Origin of the sequence: Brevundimonas sp. DC300-4 (genome assembly GCF_049897365.1) — a bacterium.
Taxonomy (GTDB): Bacteria; Pseudomonadota; Alphaproteobacteria; order Caulobacterales; family Caulobacteraceae; genus Brevundimonas.
In genome coordinates this window covers 359,327-377,063 of record NZ_JAFCWC010000003.1, presented here as the reverse complement: position 1 = coordinate 377,063, position 17,737 = coordinate 359,327, and the positions used below count along the sequence as shown (strand labels likewise).

At 68.3% G+C, this 17,737-nt stretch carries 18 protein-coding genes; 11 read left to right on the top strand and 7 right to left on the bottom strand.

Annotated features, from left to right (window positions below; translation table 11 throughout):
- Positions 1–67: 67 nt before the first annotated feature.
- The 6 genes from ACP7AZ_RS07565 to ACP7AZ_RS07540 are packed head-to-tail and all read left to right on the top strand — an operon-like array spanning position 68 to position 4,374.
- Positions 68–1,075, top strand: coding sequence for a cysteine synthase A (locus tag ACP7AZ_RS07565; RefSeq protein WP_426037607.1), 1,008 nt, complete (start codon positions 68–70; stop codon positions 1,073–1,075).
- Entirely contained in the window at positions 1,072–2,016 is a 945-nt protein-coding gene (gcvA, locus tag ACP7AZ_RS07560; protein WP_426037605.1) for a transcriptional regulator GcvA, read from the top strand. The genes ACP7AZ_RS07565 and gcvA overlap by 4 nt, the downstream gene beginning before the upstream one ends.
- A 9-nt stretch (positions 2,017–2,025) precedes the next feature.
- Positions 2,026–3,255, top strand: a complete 1,230-nt coding sequence (locus ACP7AZ_RS07555) for an NAD(P)/FAD-dependent oxidoreductase (RefSeq protein WP_426037603.1) — start codon at positions 2,026–2,028, stop codon at positions 3,253–3,255.
- 41 nt (positions 3,256–3,296) lie between these two features.
- The gene (locus ACP7AZ_RS07550) at positions 3,297–3,572 is read left to right on the top strand and encodes a DUF4160 domain-containing protein (protein ID WP_426037601.1); all 276 of its coding nucleotides are present in this window, start codon (positions 3,297–3,299) and stop codon (positions 3,570–3,572) included.
- Positions 3,569–3,847: a DUF2442 domain-containing protein gene (locus tag ACP7AZ_RS07545; RefSeq protein WP_426037599.1), complete on the top strand. Its 279-nt coding sequence runs from the start codon at positions 3,569–3,571 to the stop codon at positions 3,845–3,847. The genes ACP7AZ_RS07550 and ACP7AZ_RS07545 overlap by 4 nt, the downstream gene beginning before the upstream one ends.
- A complete protein-coding gene (locus tag ACP7AZ_RS07540) occupies positions 3,847–4,374 on the top strand; it encodes a hypothetical protein (RefSeq protein ID WP_426037597.1) in 528 nt (175 codons plus the stop codon). The genes ACP7AZ_RS07545 and ACP7AZ_RS07540 overlap by 1 nt, the downstream gene beginning before the upstream one ends.
- On the opposite strand, the gene ACP7AZ_RS07535 is transcribed toward ACP7AZ_RS07540, so the two are convergent.
- The 7 genes from ACP7AZ_RS07535 to ACP7AZ_RS07505 all read right to left on the bottom strand — a co-directional run bounded on the left by ACP7AZ_RS07535 (position 4,371) and on the right by ACP7AZ_RS07505 (position 10,621).
- Complete coding sequence (locus ACP7AZ_RS07535) at positions 4,371–5,792, bottom strand: NAD(P)(+) transhydrogenase (Re/Si-specific) subunit beta (protein WP_426037595.1); 1,422 nt, start codon at positions 5,790–5,792, stop codon at positions 4,371–4,373. The genes ACP7AZ_RS07540 and ACP7AZ_RS07535 overlap by 4 nt on opposite strands.
- A gap of 37 nt (positions 5,793–5,829) precedes the next feature.
- Positions 5,830–6,213 carry a hypothetical protein gene (locus ACP7AZ_RS07530; RefSeq protein ID WP_426037593.1) on the bottom strand — a complete coding sequence of 128 codons (384 nt, stop codon included), beginning with the start codon at positions 6,211–6,213 and terminating at the stop codon, positions 5,830–5,832.
- A complete protein-coding gene (locus ACP7AZ_RS07525; protein ID WP_426037591.1) occupies positions 6,213–6,521 on the bottom strand; it encodes a hypothetical protein in 309 nt (102 codons plus the stop codon). The genes ACP7AZ_RS07530 and ACP7AZ_RS07525 overlap by 1 nt, the downstream gene beginning before the upstream one ends.
- Positions 6,521–6,865, bottom strand: coding sequence for an NAD(P) transhydrogenase subunit alpha (locus tag ACP7AZ_RS07520; protein ID WP_426037589.1), 345 nt, complete (start codon positions 6,863–6,865; stop codon positions 6,521–6,523). Before ACP7AZ_RS07520 ends, ACP7AZ_RS07525 begins: the two co-directional genes overlap by 1 nt.
- A 275-nt stretch (positions 6,866–7,140) precedes the next feature.
- On the bottom strand, positions 7,141–8,274 hold the full coding sequence (locus ACP7AZ_RS07515) for a Re/Si-specific NAD(P)(+) transhydrogenase subunit alpha (protein ID WP_426037587.1): 1,134 nt from the start codon (positions 8,272–8,274) through the stop codon (positions 7,141–7,143).
- A 179-nt stretch (positions 8,275–8,453) separates the two neighbouring features.
- Entirely contained in the window at positions 8,454–8,717 is a 264-nt protein-coding gene (locus tag ACP7AZ_RS07510; protein WP_426037585.1) for an aa3-type cytochrome c oxidase subunit IV, read from the bottom strand.
- A 200-nt stretch (positions 8,718–8,917) separates the two neighbouring features.
- Complete coding sequence (locus ACP7AZ_RS07505) at positions 8,918–10,621, bottom strand: M3 family oligoendopeptidase (RefSeq protein WP_426037744.1); 1,704 nt, start codon at positions 10,619–10,621, stop codon at positions 8,918–8,920.
- Positions 10,622–10,836: 215 nt separating this feature from the next.
- Here ACP7AZ_RS07505 and ACP7AZ_RS07500 point away from each other — a divergent pair, with 215 nt between their 5' ends.
- The 5 genes from ACP7AZ_RS07500 to ACP7AZ_RS07480 all read left to right on the top strand — a co-directional run bounded on the left by ACP7AZ_RS07500 (position 10,837) and on the right by ACP7AZ_RS07480 (position 17,666).
- Positions 10,837–11,025: a hypothetical protein gene (locus ACP7AZ_RS07500; protein WP_426037583.1), complete on the top strand. Its 189-nt coding sequence runs from the start codon at positions 10,837–10,839 to the stop codon at positions 11,023–11,025.
- Positions 10,959–11,309 (top strand): DUF1203 domain-containing protein, encoded by a 351-nt coding sequence (locus tag ACP7AZ_RS07495; RefSeq protein ID WP_426037742.1) that lies wholly within the window; start codon positions 10,959–10,961, stop codon positions 11,307–11,309. Before ACP7AZ_RS07500 ends, ACP7AZ_RS07495 begins: the two co-directional genes overlap by 67 nt.
- A 51-nt stretch (positions 11,310–11,360) precedes the next feature.
- On the top strand, positions 11,361–13,154 hold the full coding sequence (locus ACP7AZ_RS07490; protein WP_426037581.1) for a DUF4153 domain-containing protein: 1,794 nt from the start codon (positions 11,361–11,363) through the stop codon (positions 13,152–13,154).
- Positions 13,155–13,277: 123 nt separating this feature from the next.
- Entirely contained in the window at positions 13,278–14,720 is a 1,443-nt protein-coding gene (locus tag ACP7AZ_RS07485; RefSeq protein ID WP_426037579.1) for a sigma-54-dependent transcriptional regulator, read from the top strand.
- A gap of 249 nt (positions 14,721–14,969) precedes the next feature.
- Positions 14,970–17,666, top strand: coding sequence for a TonB-dependent receptor (locus tag ACP7AZ_RS07480; RefSeq protein ID WP_426037577.1), 2,697 nt, complete (start codon positions 14,970–14,972; stop codon positions 17,664–17,666).
- The last annotated feature ends 71 nt before the right edge of the window (positions 17,667–17,737 follow it).

The following is a 17,737-nucleotide window of genomic DNA, read 5'->3' as shown; positions in this document are numbered from 1 at the left end:
CAAACCTCCCTTCCCGTGTGACCCAAGAGATTCTAAAAGCGGCCTCGTTCAGATGGAGCACCTCCCCGTGCCAATCGCCTCCGATATTCTTTCCCTGATCGGCTCCACGCCGATAATCCGGCTGCGCGCGGCGTCCGCCGCGACAGGCTGCGAGATTCTGGGCAAGGCAGAGTTTCTCAATCCAGGCGGGTCGGTGAAGGACCGCACCGCACGCGGCCTGATCCTCGACGCCAAGGCCTCCGGCACACTGCGACCCGGCGGCACGATCGTGGAGGGAACAGCCGGCAATACCGGCATCGGCCTAGCCCTGGTCGGCGCCGCGCTGGGCCATCCCGTCGTTATCGTCATGCCGCGCAGCCAGAGCGAGGAAAAGAAGAAGGCCGTCCGCCTGCACGGCGCCCGCCTGGTCGAGGTCGATCCGGCCCCCTTCTCCAGCCCCAACCATTTCGTCCATTTCTCGCGCCGCCTCGCCGCCGAGCTGAATGAGAGCGAGCCCAACGGGGCCTTCTACGCCGACCAGTTCGACAACACCGCCAACCGCCGCGCCCATTTCGAGACTACAGGCCCGGAGATCTGGGACCAGACCGGAGGCCGCATCGACGGTTTCGTCTGCGCCGCCGGCACCGGGGGCACACTGGCCGGCACGTCCGCCTTCCTGCGGTCGAAGAACGCCGCCGTCCGCATCGCCCTCGCCGATCCGCCCGGCGCCGCCCTGCATGCCTGGTTCACCGAAGGGGAGCTGAAGGCCGAGGGCTCATCCGTGACCGAGGGCATCGGCGTCAACCGCATCACCGGCAATCTTGAAGGCGTCACGGTCGATCATTCCTTCCGCATGGAGGACGCCGAGGCCCTGTCGGTCATCTTCGATCTGGCCAGGGACGAGGGCCTGACCCTCGGTCCGTCCAGCGGCGTGAACGTCGCCGGCGCCGTCCGACTGGCCCGCGAACTCGGCCCCGGCCACACCATCGCGACCATCCTCTGCGATCCTGGCCAGCGCTACGCCGGCAAGATCTACAACCCCGCCTTCCTGCGCTCCAAGGGGTTCGACGTGCCCGCCTGGCTGGAGGGCGTATGAGCGACGCAGGCGACGCGGGACGCCGCCTCCCGCCCCTCAACTCTCTGAAGGCCTTCGAGGCCGCGGGGCGTCGGCTCAGCATCTCGCTCGCCGCGCGCGAACTGGGCGTCACCCCCGGCGCCGTCAGCCAGCAGATCAAGGTGCTGGAGGATCACGCCGGCGGCCCCCTGTTCCGTCGCGACGGCGGCGCCGTGGCCCTGACCGAACTCGGCGCCCGGCTTCAACCGGTGCTGCGCGACGCCTTCGAACAGCTGAAGCGCGCCGCCGACATCGTCTATGGCCCGACCGGCCGCCGGTCGCTCGCCGTCAGCGTGCCCCCCTCCTTCGCCGCCCGCTGGCTGGCGCCCCGGATGGTCCGCTTCTCGGCCGACCATCCCGAGATCGAGGTCTGGGTCTCGGCCGACATGCAACTGGCCGACGTGGCCGGCGGCCGGGTCGATGTCGCCGTGCGTTACGGCATCGGCGGCTATCCCGGTGTCCGTTCGGACCTCCTGTTCGAGGCCGGAGTCGTGCCCGTCTGCAGCCCGGCCCTGCTGACCGGCCGTTCGCCGCTGCAGAAGCCCGCCGACCTCGCTCGCCACACCCTGATCCATGTCGGCAACGGGCATGTCGAGGAGCCGCGCCCCGACTGGGCCGCGTGGCTGAAGGCCCGAGGCGTGACCGGCGTCGACGCCTCGGCCGGGTCCCGCTACGATCAGACCGCCTTCGCCATCGAGGACGCCGCCAACGGCCGGGGCGTGGCCCTGGCCCCCCGCGCCTTCGTCGCCGCCGACCTGGCCTCGGGCCGGCTGATGACGCCATTCGCCGACGGCTACCTGCCGACCGACATGGCCTACCATGTGCTGACCCGCCGCAACGGCGGCCGCGAGGAGGCCCGCACCTTCGTCGCCTGGCTGAGGCGCGAAGCTGATGCCGACGACGGCACGGTCGATGAGCTGTAGGAGACCCGTATGAATCTTCCGGATCGAGGCGTCGTCATCGTCGGAGCGGGCCATGCAGGCGGCACGGCCGCCGCCCTGTTGCGCCAGTACGGCTATGACAGGCCCATCACCCTGATCGGCGAGGAACCGCTGATCCCCTATCAGCGCCCACCCCTGTCCAAGGCCTGGCTCAAGGGCGAGGCGGAGGGCGACAGCCTCGCCCTGCGTCCGCTGGCCTTCTACGCCGAACACGAGATCGACCTTCGCCTCAGGGTCGAGGTCACCGGCATTGATCGGACGGCCCGGACCGTCGGCCTGTCGGACGGCTCGACCGTGGCCTACGATCACCTGATCCTTGCGACTGGAGCGCGGGCCCGCAGACTCGACGTCCCCGGCGCGGACCTCGTCGGCGTCCACGTCCTGCGCACGGCCGCCGATGCGGAGGCGATCAAGGCCCAGCTCGGCGAGGGCCGCACCCTGGCCGTGGTCGGCGGCGGCTATGTCGGGCTGGAGGTCGCCGCCTCGGCCCGTGCCCTGGGCGCCGGGGTCGTGGTGCTGGAGCGCGAGCCGCGCCTTCTGGCCCGCGTCGCCTGCGATGTCCTCTCGACCTTCTTCCAGACCTATCACGAGGATCGCGGCGTCCGCTTCGAACTGGCCGCCGACGTCACCGGTTTCGTCGGCGACGGTCCCCGCGTCGCGGGCGTGACCCTGGCCGACGGCCGCACCATCGCCTGCGACAGCGCCGTCGTGGGCGTCGGCGCCATCCCCAATGACGCACTGGCGGTCGCGGCGGGGCTCGACGTGGAGGGCGGCATCCTGGTCGATCTGGAGGCCCGCACCTCCGACCCCGCCATCTTCGCCATCGGCGACGTCACCCGTCGCCCCATGCCGATCTACGGCCGGATGTTCCGCATGGAGAGCGTCCCCAACGCCCTGGAACAGGCGAAACAGGCCGCCGCCGCCATCACCGGCCGCCCCGCCCCCGCCGGCGAGACCCCCTGGCAGTGGTCGGACCAGTACGACCTCAAGCTCCAGATCGCCGGCTATCCCTTCGACAGCGACCGCATCGTCGTCCGCGGCGATCCGGCCACCGCCAGCTTCGCGGTCTTCCACCTGTCCGGCGACAGGATTCAGGCGGTCGAGGCGATCAACGCCCCGCCCGAGTTCATGATGGGCCGGAAGCTGATCGGGGAACGGCGCGCGGTGGATGTGGAGAAGCTGGCGGACAGGGCGGTGTCGATGAAGGAGGTGGGGGCTTAAGCACTTTTTGCGACACAACCTATCCGTGATATGCGGACGGCATGCCCACCATCTCATGGTTTTACGGGATCGCGATCCGGATGTACGTCAGCGATCATCCGCCGCCGCACTTCCATGCCTATTACGAATCAAGCGTTGCCTTCGTCTTGATCGAAACAGGCGAGATCACCGTGGGTCGATTGCCACCCCGGATCGCGCGATTGGTCGAAGAATGGAGACTGAAGTATATTGCCCAACTGAGGAGCGTCTGGGCGATCGCCGAACGCGGCGAAACCAACGCCTTGGGTCGCATTCCGGGTCTGGGTGAAAAGAAATGAGAGACGTCGTTCACGTCCGCCGATACCGCATCATCGGTCCCTATCGGCTGTGGCTCCAGTTCACCGACGGCCTCGCGGGCGAGTGGGATTTCTCTGACCTCGCAACCAGCGAAAAACCGGTGACCCTGCCCTTCCGCGACCCCGAATTTTTCAATGAGGTCTTCCTCGACTTCGGCGCCCTGACCTGGCCCAACGGCTACGATTGGAGCCCAGAGGCGCTGCATGCCGACATGCGGGCGGCGGGCGTGCTGAAGTTCGAGAGCGCGGCGGCTTAGTGCATCTCACGATAGCCAACGAAGCCGATGTTCAGCACCACCTAGCTCTCGTCCGAACCTCCGCCGCACGCACTAGAGAGTGGATTTCCGGCCATCGGGAGGACCCGCTCGACCTTCTGCGCGATTTGAAATTCGAGACTGTCGGATTTCATCCGGTCGAGGACCGGCCGCTTAACTTCATCGAACAGATCAATCAGACTTGGACATACGCGGTGGCCCTGTTGGCAGTCCGAAAGCTGTTCGAGCTTCATCCTGAGATCACGGCCTACCGCGTGGCTCCCGGGGCGCACATGTCTCAGGAACTCGACATCATGAGCGAAGACGTCGGACTTCTGGGAGCCGAGACTTTCGCAGCAGTCGATCCGTCGAACAACCGAAAGCTCGCCAAGGATCTGGAGAAGATGTCCGCGCGCTCAGAGCTCCACCGCTACATTTTCTTTGCCTCGCCACGGCATCACGGCACGCAGAGACTGACGAAACTCGAGCGCGCAGGCACGCAGGTCTGGTCCGTGGACCTTCACGACTAAAGCCCCTTCACGATCCCCTCGACCATCTTCTTGGCGTCGGCGAACAGCATCATGGTGTTGTCGCGGAAGAACAGTTCGTTCTCGACGCCGGCATAGCCCGCCGCCATGCCGCGCTTGATGAACAGGACCGTGCCGGCCTTCTCCACGTCGAGGATCGGCATGCCGTAGATGGCGCTGGTCGGGTCCGTCTTGGCCGCCGGGTTGGTGACGTCGTTGGCGCCGATGACGAAGGCGACGTCGGCGGAGGCGAACTCGGCGTTGATGTCCTCCAGCTCGAACACCTCGTCATAGGGGACGTTGGCCTCGGCCAGCAGGACGTTCATGTGGCCCGGCATCCGGCCCGCGACGGGGTGGATGGCGTATTTCACCTCGACGCCTTCTTCCTTCAGCTTGTCGGCCATCTCGCGCAGGGCGTGCTGGGCCTGGGCCACGGCCATGCCGTAGCCGGGGACGATGATGACCTTGGAGGCGTTCTTCAGGATGAAGGCGGCGTCTTCGGCCGAGCCCTGTTTGACGGGGCGGGTTTCCGCCGCCCCTGCTACGCCCGCCGGACCCGCATCGCCGCCGAAGCCGCCCAGGATCACGCTGATGAAGCTGCGGTTCATCGCCTTGCACATGATGTAGCTGAGGATCGCGCCCGATGAGCCCACGAGCGCGCCGGTGATGATCAGGGCGATGTTCTCGAGGGTGAAGCCCAGGGCCGCCGCGGCCCAGCCGGAATAGGAGTTCAGCATCGACACCACGACCGGCATATCGGCCCCGCCGATGGGGATGATCAGGGTCGCGCCGAGGATCAGGGCGATGGCGAACACGCCCCAGAAGGCCCAGACCGCCGTGCCGCCAGTGCCGATCAGGATGCCGATCAGGAAGACCAGACCCAGGGCCAGACCGATGTTGATCAGATGCCGCGCCGGCAGGATGATCGGCGCGCCCGACATATTGCCATTCAGCTTGGCGAAGGCGATCACCGAGCCGGTGAAGGTGATGGCGCCGATGGCGACGCCGAGGCTCAGTTCGATGATCGAGATGGTCTTGATGCCGACCCCATCCGCATTGAGGATGCCGAAGGCCTCGGGCGCATAGACGGCTCCGATGGCGACCAGACAGGCGGCCATGCCGACGAGGCTGTGGAAGGCCGCGACCAGCTGGGGCATGTCGGTCATGGCGACCCGTTTGGCGATCAACGCGCCGCCGCCCCCGCCCACGATCACGCCCCCGGCCAGCAGAGCCAGGGTCACCGGATCGAGCGCCCCCGATGTCCCCAGCGTCAGCAGGGTGATGCCCACCGCCAGCCCCATGCCGATCATGCCGAAGGTATTGCCCTGACGGCTGGTCTCCGGGCTCGACAGGCCGCGCAGCGACAGGATGAACAGGACGCCGGACGCCAGATAGGCCAGCGCCGCTATGGATGCGTTCATGTCGTTTCCCCCGAAATCGTCTTCTTCAGTCGTGTCATCACAGGAAGCCCACCGCAGCCGGATGGGCCGTATCGTTGGTGGCGTCAGACTGGACCGCACCATCCTTGACCATGGCGATGGCGACCGGTCCCGGCCCGCCGGTCTTGGTCACGGTGCAGCGTCCGTCCTGATGCGGCAGACGACCCCGGGCCGCGCCCGTTCCGGTCGTCGCGATCTTGTTGGTCCAGTGGCGCTGGTCCCACTGGCTGGCCTCATAGGTCACCGGTGCGAACCGGCAGACCAGCGACCAGCTGGCGCCCTGGGGCGCCGCCACCGACCAGTGCAGGCCGCCCTCGACATTCGGACCGACATGGGTCTGGGCCGAGGCGGTGGACGCGCCCGACAGGACGATCAGGATCAGGAGACCGACAAACCCGCGCATCACCGGGGGTCCGTCCCGACACCCGCCGCCGTCCGCGCCAGTCGCCACAGGGCGGCGGCGATGAACAGGGGCCCCAGGAAGACCATGGCCCAGTCCACGGCCATCATCGGCCGGTCCTGCACCACAATCCGCGCCAGGATGCCCGAGAACAGCAGCACCACGCCGCAGTCGCGCAGTCGCAGCTTCTGGATCGGGCTCTTCTCGCCGACCCAGCTCCACACCCACATGCCCAGGCCGATGCCCGTGGCGATCCACGAGCCGGTCCAGGCGATGCTGTCGGGTGCGAGATTCAGCGCGTCGAAGGACATCAGGCCTTGGCCGTCTCAGCGGGTTTCGCGGGCCGTTCCTTCTTCTTGTACATGGCCAGCATCCGCCGGGTGACCATGAAGCCGCCGAAGATGTTGACGCTGGCCAGGGTCACGGCCGCGACGCCGGCGCCCTTGGCGATCCAGGCGTTGGGGCCGGTCGCCTCGCCCGACACGGCCGCCGCCGCGATCAGGCCGCCGACGATGATGACGCTGGAAATCGCGTTGGTCACGGCCATCAGCGGCGTGTGCAGCGCCGGGGTCACCGACCATACGACATAGTAGCCGACGAAGATCGCCAGCACGAAGATGGCCAGGCGAAAGACGGTGGGGTCGACGTGTTCCATTTAATTCCGTCCTTTTGCACGGCCAAAACCATCCAGAACCGGACGGCATTGGCGCAAAAATCTAGGCCCGAACAACACGAAGCTGAATGCCCAGGCACTTAAGCCCCAAGCTGCGGAATCCTCTGGGAATGCGTCAGACTCAAGCAGGTCGGCAACTACCCAGACTGGCAGGGCAAATATGCCCGCGCACGCTGCCGACAATCCGATCACTGCCAACATTATGGTCAGGTAAGCCCAATCATCGCACCATCCTTCGAATAGCCTCGAGATGGCTTTCATCCCCGCACCCCTTCATGCACCACGGTGCCGCCATTCGTGACCACCGACGCCTTGAGGATCTCATCCTCCAGATCGACCGTCAGCGCCCCGTCCTTGATCAGCAATCCAGCGAAGGCGACCAGGTTCTTGGCGTAGAGGCTCGACGCATCCGACGGGATCCGTCCCGGCAGGTTGGTGTAGCCGACGATGCTCACGCCGTTCGCCGTCATCACGACCTCGCCCGGCTTCGATCCCGCGACATTGCCGCCCGCCTCGACGGCCAGGTCGATCAGCACGCTGCCGGGCTTCATCGAGGCCACCTGCTCGGCGCTGACCAGCACCGGCGCCGCGCGTCCGGGGATCAGGGCGGTGGTGATGACGATGTCCTGCTTCCTGATGTGTTCGCCGGTCAGGGCCGCCTGTTTGGCCTGATACTCGGGCGACATCGGCTTGGCATAGCCGCCGGCCGTCTGGGCATTCTTGAACTCCTCGTCCTCGACGGCGAGGAATTTCGCGCCGAGCGACTCGACCTGTTCCTTGGTGGCGGGACGCACGTCGGTGGCCGTGACCACCGCCCCCAGACGCCGGGCCGTGGCGATGGCCTGCAGGCCCGCGACGCCGACACCCATGATGAAGACCTTGGCCGGGGCGACCGTGCCCGCCGCCGTCATCATCATCGGGAAACCCTTGCCATAGGCATAGGCGCCCTCGATCACGGCGCGGTATCCGGCCAGGTTGGCCTGGGACGACAGGGCGTCCATCACCTGGGCCCGAGTGATCCGGGGCACGAACTCCATGGCGAAGCTGGTGACATTGGCGCCGGCCATGGCCGCGACCGTGTCCTTCTCGCGATAGGCGTCCAGCAGGGCGACGACGACCGCGCCCGGCTTCATGGCGCTGATCTCCTGCGCGGTCGGGCCGCGCACCTTCAGCACCAGATCGGCGCCGTCCAGAGTGGCGCGGGTGTCCGGCTTCACCGTGGCGCCAGCTTCCACATACTCGCTGTCGGGAATGGACGAGCCTAGGCCCGTGCCCGCCTCCACCGTCACGGTCGCGCCCAGGGCGGTGAACTTCTTCACGGTCTCGGGAGTGACGGCGCAGCGGGTCTCACCCTCACGGCGTTCCCGGGTCACGGCGATGGCGACGGCCAAACGAATCTCCCCATCCAGACTGGATCGGAGAACGTTAGGCGCTGGGATACGGATGCGTCAAAGGCGGAAAGTCGGCAAGGTTCAATCAGAACGGCGCGTTATCCACGCCGGCACGCGCACGAGCCGACCCGCGCTCCAGCAGGGAGCTGCCGCGCGGCGAGCGATAGCGCCCTTAAGAGTTAGTGGCTCTTGCCGCCCTTCAGGAAGACGAAGCCGGCCACGGCCAGAACCCCGCCGCCGAGAGCGCCGGCGATGAAGCTGCCGCCCGGCTGGAACCACAGGGTCAGGAACAGCAGCACCGCGGCGATGACCAGAGAACCCCACTTGGCGAGGGTCATGAACAGGCCGTAGGTCGCGGTCTGCTCCTCGACCGTCATCTTGCCGTGGACATAGGCATCCGCGTCGTGATCGGCGTGTTCGGTCGGGGAATGATGGTCGGCCATGAGTCTGCGTCCGTCGGAGAGGCGATTGCGCGCTCTTATAGCGATGCGGGGCGTTGGCTCAAGGTGCAGGAACAAATCCTCCCCCACCGGGGAGGTGGCATGAAGCGAAGCGGAGTGACGGAGGGGGCCTGCCGCGAAACCGGTGTCTGAGGCTTGCCCCCTCCACCGCTTCGCGGTCCCCCTCCCCCGATGGGGGAGGATTACGAGCCCAGCGCCTCGAACTGATCGATCAGGCGTTCCAGCCGTTTCGTGCCGATGGTCCAGAAGGACGGGTCGCGCGGATTGAGCCCGAACGGCTCCAGCGCCTCGACATAGGTCTTCGTCCCTCCGGCCGCGAGCAAGCCGCGATACAGCGGCGCGAACCCATCGGGGTCAGCCCGCCGCGTCTCCATCAGGGCCGCCACCAGCAGGTCGCCGAACGCATAGGCGTACACATAGAAAGGCGAGTGGACGAAGTGGCTGACATAGCCCCACCAGGCCTCATAGCCGGAGTTCAGCGTCACCGCCGGGCCGAGCGAGGCCCCCATTTCCTGAAGGAACAACTCGCCCAGCCGGTCGGCGGAGACCTCGCCCTTCGCCCGCTCGTCGTGGAACCGGGTCTCGAAGCGGTGGAAGGCGATCTGGCGTACCACGGTGTTCAGCCCGTCCTCGATCCGCCCGGCCAGCAGGCCGCGCTGCTCGGCCTTCGGGGCCGTCGCCAGCAACCGGTCGAAGGTCAGCCCCTCGGCGAAGATCGACGCTGTCTCGGCCAGCGTCAGAGGCGTATCGGCCAGCAGCGTCCCCTTCTCGGCCGCCAGGGTCTGGTGCACCCCATGCCCCAGTTCGTGCGCCAGGGTCAGGACGTCGCGGCGCTCGCCCATCCAGTTCAGGAAGACATAGGGGTGGCGGTCGGCCGTCACGGGGTGGGCATAGGCGCCCGACTGTTTCCCGGCCCGCGCGCGTCCATCGATCCAGGGCTTGTCGAAGAACCGCCCGGCCGCCTGCGCGAACTCCCCGCCCAGATCGCCAAAGCTTTCCAGCACCAGCTCCCGCCCCTGGGTCCAGTCGAACCCGCGCGGCGCCGTCGTCTCCAGCGGCGCATTGCGATCCCACTGGTCCAGCTTCGCCTTGCCCAGCGCCCTGGCCTTCAGCGCATAGTAGCGGTGCGACAGTTTCGGATAGGCGCCGGCGACCGCATCGGCCATCGCATCTACGGACTCGCCGTCGACCTCATTGGCCAGGTGGCGGCTGTCGGCGGGGCGTTTGAAGCCGCGCCAGCGGTCCTCCATCGCCTTGTCGGCCGCGACGGTATTCAGCACGAGGGCGAGCGTCGAGGTCCGCGCCGCCAGCGCCGTGTTCAGGCCCTCGGCCGCCGAACGTCGCTTCGCCGGCCTGGGGTCGGACAGCTGGTTCAGCGCCTCGGCCAGGGTCAGGCTCTCCTTGCCGCTCTCGACCCTCAGCGCCGCACACGTCTCGTCGAACAGCCGGGGCCATTGCGCCGCGATCGGCATTCGCTCGGCGATGAAGGTCTCCAGTTCGCCAGACAGCTCGTGCGGCTTCATCGCCCGCACCCGCCGCAGCCACGGCTTCCACTTCGCTGCGCCATCATCAGCCGCCAGCGCCGCCTCGATCTCGGCCTCCTCCAGCTGGTTGATCTCCAGCGTCAGCCAGACGGTCGGGGTGGCGATGGCGGTGATCTTCTCGCGCAGATCCGCCTCGAACCCCTGCGCGCCCGCATCGGCCCGGTTGGTCGAGGCCGCCAGGAAGGCATAGGCGCCCAGGGCGCCGAGCTTTTCCGAGGCCTGTTCGTACAGGGTGATGGCCCTGTCCAGCCTCGCGCCCAGCGCTTTCGCATCGGCGCGCGCGCCGACGAACCGGCCCTGCAGCTCGTTCAGCGCCGCGACTGCCTTCCGCGCCGCCTCCAGATCGGCGGCGATCCGCGCGTCCTCGCGCGACGCATAGAGATCGGACAGGTCCCAGAGAGGCGGTTCGGCGGGATCGACGGGATGGGGCGGGGCTTTGAAGGGCGCGTTCATGCCCTTCGTTGTGGGGTCGCCGAGGCCGTGGCGCAACGGCCGAAACCCGCCAGACGTCCCGCGCGGTTCGTCGCATCTCTCCCGGCGAACACGGAGAGACACCCATGACCTACCGCATCGAAGCCCTGCCGCTGGAGCCCTTCACCGCCTATTTCGCCATGACCGACGCTGAACTGGCCGAGGTCGGCGCCCGCCGCTGGGTCGCCGACGCCCCCGGCCGCGCCCCCTGCCGCGTCAGCCTCCAGGACGCCGACGCGGGCGAGGCCCTCGTGTCGTCAACCACGCCCACCTGACCGATCCCGCCTCGCCCTATCGCGCCTCGGGCCCGATCTTCGTGCGCGAGGCCGCCGTCAGGACCGAACCGGCGGCCGAGGCGCCCGAGATGCTGCGCAAACGCCCCCTGTCCCTGCGGGTCTACGACCGGCGCAACATGATGATCGAGGGTCAGGTCATCGACGGCGCCGACCTCGACGACACGTTGGCGCAGTGGTTCGCGAACCCGGCGGTCGAACAGGCTCACATCCATTTCGCCCCACGCGGCTGCTACCTGGCTCGCGCCGTCCGTCAGGAAACGTAGCTTCCCCGACGCCTCACCCCGGTTCATGGTCAAGCCCGGGGGAGACACGACATGACCGACCAGACAGACACCGCCGGCCGCAGCGACCTGGGCCAGAGCGACCGCCTCGTCGGACTGGTCCGGCTGGCCATCGGTCTGGCGCAGGGGATCGCCCTCTATCTGCTGGTCCGCGCCTCCGAGGGCGAGGGCGCGACCTGGTCCTCGCGCTTCCCCGAGACCTTCGGCCCCCTCGTCCTGGTCGCCCTCTTCCTGCCGCCGCCCCTGCTGGCCGGCGTCGGGCGCCTGCGCTGGCCCACCCTGGCGATCTGGGGCGTCGTCGCGGCGGCGGCCCTGGCATTCCTCGCCTGGCACGACGTGGCGCGTCAGGCGGGCGACGTCGGCCGCCAGATGACTTTCCCCCTGTTCGCCTTCTCGGCGGCGGCCCTGTTCATCGCCCATCATCTGATCGTCCCGGCCGATCGCGAGCGGAAGCCGATCGCCTCCTTCCCCGCCTATTTCGACGCTGCCTGGATGGCGGGGGTGCAGCTGGTGCTGTCGATCGCCTTCGCCGGCGCCTTCTGGCTGCTGCTGTTCCTCGGCGCCGCCCTGTTCAACATTATCGGCCTCAGCTTCCTCGGCGACCTGATCGAGGAGGGCTGGTTCTCCCTGCCCCTGACCGGCCTCGCCTTCGCCACGGCCGTCCATCTGACCGACGTTCGCGACGGCCTGATCCGGGGCGTGCGCACCGTCGCCCTGATGCTGCTGTCCTGGCTGCTGCTGGTCCTGACCGTCCTGGTCGGAGGCTTCCTCGCCGCCCTGCCCTTCACCGGTCTCGACGGTCTGTGGGAGACCGGCAGCGCCACCGCCTTGGTCCTTTCGGCGGCGGGCGGCCTGATCATCCTCATCAACGCCGCCTATCAGGACGGCCGCGCCGAGAACCTGCCGCCCGCCGTGCTGCGCGTGGCCGTCCGCGTCGCCTCGGTCCTGCTGACGCCCCTGGTCCTGATCGCCTTCTGGGGCCTCAGCCTGCGCATAGGCCAGCACGGCCTGACGCCCGACAGGATCATCGCCGTCGCCTGCGCCCTCGTCGGCGCCGCCTACGCGATCGGCTACGGCCTCGGCGCCCTGGTCCCCTTCGTCCGCAAGGGCTCGCCGTGGATGAAGGCGCTGGAGCTGACCAATATCGTCACCGCCGTCCTAGTGGTCGCCGTCATCCTCGCCCTGTTCACGCCGCTGGCCGATCCCGCCCGCCTGTCCGTCGCCGACCAGGTCGCCCGTCTGGAAAACGGCAAGGTCGCGCCGGACAAGTTCGACTACGCCTTCCTCCAGAACAGCAGCGGCAAGACTGGCCGCGCCGCCCTCGCCCGTCTCGCCGGCTCGGATGACGCCGACGTCGCTGAGCGCGCCCGGCAAGCCCAGGCCGACATCTTTCCCGTCGCCGACGCTGCCGCTGATGAGGACTTCAAGCCGACGATCGCCACCCTCCCCGGCGCCCCCGCCCTGCCCGAGGTCTTCTTCCAGCCGGTTACCGACGACGACGCCCGTCGCGAGTGCCGGGCCGAGGGCGACTGCCTGGCCACGGTCGGCGAGCCCATCGGCTTCCAGCCGAACACCGTCCTGCTGGCCCAGTCCTACCGGGTCACGATCTATGGCGAGGACGCCGAGTTCGGCACCTATATCCCGCTCGGAACCTACGTCCCGGTGCGGTGCGGCGACGAGACGGCGACCACGGACGCGCGCGACCTGCTGCGTCAGGGCAAGCTCAAGGCCGGCGACAGCGACACTCTGCCCGACCTAGACACCGGCGGGGAGCGTCAGTCGGCCCTGTCGCCCGCCGCCCCATTCGCCTGCCCGCCCGCCCGTTAACCCACCGCACACCACGCCCTCTCACCCGATCTTCACCGCATCGGGCCTAAAACCGTCCCGAAACGGGTCAGTCGCGCACCTCGAACGCGACACCCCATCGGTGATGACAAAGGGCGCCCGCACATGGCCAAGACCGTTCTGGTGGTCGACGACGATCCGACCCAGCGCCGCCTCGTCCAGGCGGTTCTGGATCGGGAGGGCTATATCGTCGTCCACGCCGAATCCGGCGGCGAGGCCATCGACCGCCTGACCAAGGGCGGCGGCGCCGACATCGTCCTGCTGGACCTCGTCATGCCGGGCATGAGCGGCATGGAGGCCCTGGCCGAGATCCGCACCGCCGGTGTCACCACCCCCGTCATCGTCCTGACCGCCAACGGCGGCATCGAGACCGTGGTCAAGGCCATGCAGGCCGGCGCCCAGGACTTCTTCATCAAGCCCGCCAGCCCGGAACGCATCCTGGTCGGCATCCGCAACGCGCTTCAGCTGACCCAGCTGACCGCCGAGGTCGGCCGTCTGAAGAAACACGTCGCCGGCCGCGTCACCTTCGCCGACCTCGTGGGCGACAGCCGCCCGATGCAGATGGTGAAACAGCTCGGCGCCCGCGCCGCCAAGTCGTCGATCCCGGTCCTGATCACCGGCGAGAGCGGCGTCGGCAAGGAGGTTATCGCCCGCGCCCTGCACGGCGCCAGTGACCGTGCCGGCAAGCCCTTCGTCGCGGTCAACTGCGGCGCCCTGCCCGCCAACCTGGTCGAGTCCATCCTGTTCGGCCACGAGAAGGGCGCGTTCACCGGCGCCTCTGACAAACACCTCGGCAAGTTCATGGAGGCCAACGGCGGCACCCTGTTCCTGGACGAGATCGGCGAACTGCCGCTCGACATGCAGGTCAAGCTGCTGCGCGCCCTCCAGGAAGGCGAGATCGACCCCGTCGGCGCCAAGCGTGCGGTCAAGGTCGATGTCCGCATCGTCTCCGCCACCAACCGCGACCTGTCGACGGCCGTGGCCGAGGGCCGGTTCCGCGAGGACCTGTTCTATCGCCTCAACGTCTTCCCGATCGAGGCCCCGTCCCTGCGCGAACGCCGCGAGGACGTCCCGGCCCTGATCGACCACTTCATCGGCCGCTTCAACGTCGAGGAGGGCAAGCGGATCGCCGGGGTCGCGCCCGAGACCCTGGCCCTGCTGACCGCCTTCGACTGGCCCGGCAATGTGCGCCAGCTGGAGAACACCATCTATCGCGCCATCGTCCTGGCCGACGCCCCCTTCCTCCAGCCGCACGACTTCCCGGCCATCTCGGGCGTCGCCATGCCGCTGGAGGCCGAGGCGCCGTCGGCCGCGATCATGAACTACGCCGACCTGCCGCCCCTTCCGGACCAGCCGATCAGGATCCTCGACGAGCGCGGCCACCTGCGCACGCTGGAGGACATCGAACGCGACCTGATCCAGCACGCCATCGAGGTCTATGCCGGCCATATGTCGGAGATCGCCCGCCGCCTCGGCATCGGCCGCTCGACCCTCTACCGCAAGGTCCGCGAGCAGGGGCTGGAGGGTGCGCTGAAAGAGGCGGGATAGTCTTCGATCGTCTCCTCCCCGCCGCGTAGCGATGGGGAGGAGACTCGGAGCGCAGCGGAGTGGAGGAAGGGCCGAATGCGGCCCGAAAACCACAGTTTTCCCTCTCGACGCAGGGCTGCAACAAAGCGCCACATTGCCGCCGCGACGGATCATGATGACTGACCCGTATAACTAGGCCGTCGGATTGATCGCAGCGCTGCGCGTTCGCCTCCCGACGGGCGTTTCCCCACGCCTCGTTCGGATTGTTGAATGACCATCGCCGCCGCCCTGCTCTATGCCCTCGCCTCGGGCGCCATCCAGACCGCGCCCCCGCCGCAGACGACCGTTCCCCCCGCGCAGGCCACGCCCCAGACGACACCTCCGGCGACTCAGGATGACGATCAGGGGGACCTCCCGACAGGCGCGCCCGCCGGAGACGCCGACGTGGTCGACGACGTCGTGGTCGATGGAACCCGCCTGCGCGGCGGCGTCCAGGGCGACGTCCCGCCCGATCTCGTCCTGGATGCCGAACAACTGCGCGCCTATGGCGCCTCCAACATTGCCGAGCTGCTGACAGCGCTGGAGCCCCTGACCCGCAGCTCGCGCGGTTCCGGCGGCCCCGTCGTCCTGCTGAACGGTCGCCGCACCTCCGGCTTCCAGGAGATCCGCAACATCCCGTTCGAGGCCATCGAACGCACCGAGATCCTGCCGGAACAGGTCGCCCTGACCTACGGCTACACGGCGGATCAGCGGGTCGTGAACATCGTCCTGAAGGCCCAGTTCCGCCAGGCGACGGCCGAACTGTCCAACCGGGCACCGACCCAGGGCGGCCGCACCTCGACCGAAGCCGAAACCAGCTATTTCAGCATCATCGACGGCACCCGCATCAACGTCAGCCTGGAGCGCCAGCACGACACAGCCCTGTTCGAGAGCGAACGCGACATCACCCGCGAACCGGGCTCCCAGCCCTTCGACCTGATCGGCAACGTCGCCGGTATCCCCTACGGGACCCCGATTGACCCGGCCCTGGCGGCCGTGGTCGCGGCCAACCCCGGCGTCGCCAATCCGACGCTCGCCCAATTCGCCGCCGGAGCGAACGCTCCGCGCACCGGAAATCTCAGCGACTATCGCACCCTCCTCCCGCGCGGCGACACGACGACGCTCAACGCCTCGCTCGCGCGCGACCTCAACTCGACGACCAAGGGCACAGTCAGTCTCAACCTGGTCGAGGCCTCGAGCTTCTCCTACGGCGGACTCCCGGGGGTGACCCTGATCGCCCCGGCCGGCCGCAACGGCTCGCCCTTCAGCCGCGACGTCGCCGTCTACCGGTTCATCGGCGACGCCGGCGCCCTGACCCGCGACACGGACATCTCGACCGCCAACCTGGGCCTGCTGCTCGACGGCTTCATCGGCGACAACTGGCGCTGGACCCTGGCGGGCGCCTACGACCGGGTCGAAACCGAGACCACGACCGGCCGCGGCCTCAGCGCCACGGCGGCGCAAGCCTCCGTCACTGCCGGCACGCTGAACCCCTTCGGCGCCCTGTCGCCGTCAAGCTTCGGCCGCCTCGTCGACTCGGCCAACTCGGTCGCCAGCGGCGGCAATCTCGAAGCCGTGTTCATGGGCAACCTCCTTCAGGCGCCCGCCGGAGGCTTCTATTCCACCTGGAAGGTCGGTTTCGACACCCGCGACCTGAACTCGGAAAGCACCCTCTCCGGCGTGTTCTCGGAGCGCGCCATCGGCCGCGACCGCGCCTATGGCACGGTCAACTTCTCCCTGCCGATCGCCAGCCGCAGCCGCGAAATTCTCGCCGGGCTCGGCGACCTCTCGGTCACGGCCAACGCCGGCTATGACGAGGCCTCCGACATCGGCGGCCTCGTCACCCTGGGCGCCGGGGCGAGCTGGTCGCCGATCGAAGCCCTGTCCCTGAGCGCCAGCTACAAGGATGAAGAGGGCGCTCCGACGATCCAGCAGCTCAACGATCCGACCATCTCGACGCCCAACAGTTCGGTGTTCGACTTCCGCACCGGCCGGACGGTCCAGATCACCCGCGTCAGCGGCGGAAATGCGAACCTCAGCCCCGAGGATCGTCAGGTCCTCGCCCTCGGAGTGAACTTCCGGCCCTGGTCCGAGCAGGACTTCTCCGTCAGCTCCAACTACACCCGCACGATCGTCAACGACGCGATTATCGCCTTCCCAACGATCACGGCCGACCTCGAGGCGGCCCTGCCGGAGCGGTTCACCCGCGACGCCACGGGCAATCTGATCGCCCTGGACGCCCGGCCGCTGAACTTCGCCCGCACCGAGCGGGCCGAGCTTCGCACCGGCTTCAACGTCTCGCGCGCCTTCGGCACGCCCACTCCGCCGGCGGCCATGGGCGGCGGACGGGGCGGCATGGCCGGCGGCGGCGGCGGCGGCATGATGATGATGATGATGGGCGGCGGCCGTCCGGGCGGGGGACGCGGCGGCGGCATGCAGCCCGGCCAGGGCCGTTTCAACCTGTCGATCTATCATACGGTCCGGTTCACCGACACGGTGAGCATCCGAGACAGCCTGCCCGAGCTGGACCTGCTGGACGGGGACGCCACCGGCGCCCGGGGCGGCACCTCCCGCAACGAGATCCAGGTCCAGGCGGGGGTGTTCCGCAACGGATTCGGCTCGTTCATGAACGCCAACTGGCGTCAGGCGACCCGTGTCGACGGCGGCGCGGGCGGTTCGGACCTGGCCTTCAGCGACCAGACCACGGTCAACCTGAACGTCTTCGCCGACCTGACCCAGCGGACCAGCTGGGTCGAGAAATTCCCGATCCTGAAGGGCACGCGCCTCAACTTCGGCATCCAGAACCTGTTCGACAGCCGCACCGAGGTGACCTCCTCGACCGGCACGGTCCCGCTGAACTACCAGCCCGACTTCCTGGATCCACAGGGCCGCGTCTTCTCGATCAGCCTGCGCAAGATCCTGTTCTAGCGGCCATCACCTCCACCGTGCTCCCTGGCGAAGGCCGGGGTGCACGGCCTCGACTGACGCCGCCAGCAGAC